A 1835-nucleotide genomic window follows, 5' to 3' on the forward strand; every position below is an offset into this window, starting at 1 on the left:
TTCTACGACAGGTCCTTCGCCGACAGGCTGCTGCCCTGGTTCCAGGCGCTGACGGCGCGCGGCGCCGACATCCTCGTCGGCGATCCCGGCCGCGCCTACCTGCCGAAGAAGGGGCTGCAATCGCTCGCCGTCTACCAGGTGCCCGTGACGCGCGTGCTGGAGGATGCCGAGGTCAAGCGCACCACCGTCTGGCGCCTTGCTTGACGGCAGCGCCGAACAGGCGTTCCATCGCCGCGATTTCAAAGAGGGTGCATGTTAGAACGACATGCATCGGGAGGGGGTCGAATGGATTTCTCTGCGGTGAACTGGCTGGCGGTGGTCGTTGCCGCCGTGGTGGCGTGGCTGTTCGGCGCCGCCTGGTACACGACGCTCAGCAAGCCGTGGCTCAAGGCGGCTAAGCTCGATCCGGCGACGATGAAACGGTCGCCGCTGTCGTTCATCATCTCCTTCGTCGCCGAGCTGGTCATGGCAATCGTGCTGAGCCTGGTCGTCGGCGCGATGACCGGCGGCGAGCCCAGCCTTGTCGCCGGGCTGATCTTCGGCTTCGTGCTCTGGCTAGGCTTCGTCGCCACCACGCTGTCCGTCAACCACCGCTATGAAGGCTTTGGCTGGGACCTGACGCTGATCGATGCCGGCCATTGGCTGGGCGTGCTGCTCCTCATCGGCGCAGTGATTGGCTGGTTCGGCGCGCCGGCCGGCTAGGGCGAGTTGAGATTCAGGTCAGGACGAGCCAAAAGTGGCGGGTTCAGAGAACCGGAGCGTACTTGAAGTACGTGAGCACCGGAAGCGCAGGAACCCGCCATTTGCAGGCCGGCATCACCTGAATATCAACTCGCTTTCTCAGGTCGGCGTCTTCGCCGCTTCCTCGATAAGCCATTCGCGAAAGGCGGCGACGCGCGCGTCGTCCTTCACGGCCTCCGGATAAACCAGGAAATAGGCGAACTCCGGCGCCACCTTGATGCCGAGCTCGAAGGGTCGCACCAGACGCCCTTGCGAAAGGTCATTGGCAACCATGGCGAAGTCGGCCAGCGCCACCGCGTTGCCGTCGAGCGCCGCCTGCGTGGCATCGGTCGAGGACCCGAATACAAGCGTGCGGCTGTCGTCGAAATCGTCGACGCCGGCCGCATGCATCCACATGCTCCAGTTCGGCCACGTCACGCCCTGGCGCGACCAGTCGATATGCGCGAGCGTGTGGCGAAAGAGGTCGCGCGGCTCGTTGAGCGGTGGGCCGGACGCCAGCAGTGCCGGGCTGCACACCGGGATGATGATGTTGTCGAACAGGCGATGCGCGGCAAGACCGGGATATTTGCCGGCGCCGAAGCGAATGCCGATATCGACATCGTCGCGCTCGAAGTCCCTGACATCATAGGTGATGTCGAAACGCAGCTCGATGCCCGGCTTCCGCTGACGGAAATCGTCCACGCGGCGCATCAGCCACTTCGTCGCGAACTGGGCGTCGAGCGTCACCTTCAGCAGCGCCGTGCCGCGCGTCATCTTGCGGGCCCGCGACACCGCCCGGTTGAGCAGGTCGAGCGCGTCGATCGACGCCTCGAATAGGACGTTTCCGGCCTCCGTCAGCCGGATGGTGCGGCTGGTGCGGATGAACAGCGCAAGGTCGAGCTGGTCCTCGATTTCCTTGATCTGGTGGCTGACCGCCGCCGGCGTCAGGCCGAGCTCGTCGGCCGCGCGGGTGAAATTGAGGTGCCTGGCCGCCGCTTCGAACGTCCTCAGGGCACGCGTTCCGGGCAGCAGGCGGGCCATTCGATCTCCAAATAAAACTTGATGATCAAGCAAGAACTACTCGTTTCCTGTTTATTTTTCAATCCGGCATGATT

Annotated in this window: 2 protein-coding genes and 1 pseudogene; 2 read left to right on the forward strand and 1 reads right to left on the reverse strand. The window is 64.1% G+C overall.

What is annotated here, in order from left to right:
* Both EN742_RS33745 and EN742_RS33750 read left to right on the forward strand, forming a co-directional pair.
* Window positions 1–204, forward strand: a pseudogene (locus EN742_RS33745) (methyltransferase); the annotation flags it as partial.
* An 81-nt stretch (window positions 205–285) separates the two neighbouring features.
* On the forward strand, window positions 286–702 hold the full coding sequence (locus EN742_RS33750) for a DUF1761 domain-containing protein (RefSeq protein ID WP_126057510.1): 417 nt from the start codon (window positions 286–288) through the stop codon (window positions 700–702).
* 138 nt (window positions 703–840) lie between these two features.
* Here the strand turns inward: EN742_RS33750 and gcvA are convergent, their stop codons facing one another.
* Complete coding sequence (gene gcvA / locus EN742_RS33755; protein ID WP_126057509.1) at window positions 841–1761, reverse strand: transcriptional regulator GcvA; 921 nt, start codon at window positions 1759–1761, stop codon at window positions 841–843.
* Window positions 1762–1835: the final 74 nt, after the last annotated feature.

It is taken from the genome of Mesorhizobium sp. M4A.F.Ca.ET.020.02.1.1 (assembly GCF_004022645.1).
Taxonomy (GTDB): domain Bacteria; phylum Pseudomonadota; class Alphaproteobacteria; order Rhizobiales; family Rhizobiaceae; genus Mesorhizobium.

What these genes read in the sequence shown, in the direction of transcription:
- EN742_RS33750 (WP_126057510.1), top strand. Translation starts at nt 286, where the DNA reads ATGGATTTCTCTGCGGTGAACTGGCTGGCGGTGGTCGTTGCCGCCGTG.
- gcvA (WP_126057509.1), bottom strand. Translation starts at nt 1,761, where the DNA reads ATGGCCCGCCTGCTGCCCGGAACGCGTGCCCTGAGGACGTTCGAAGCG.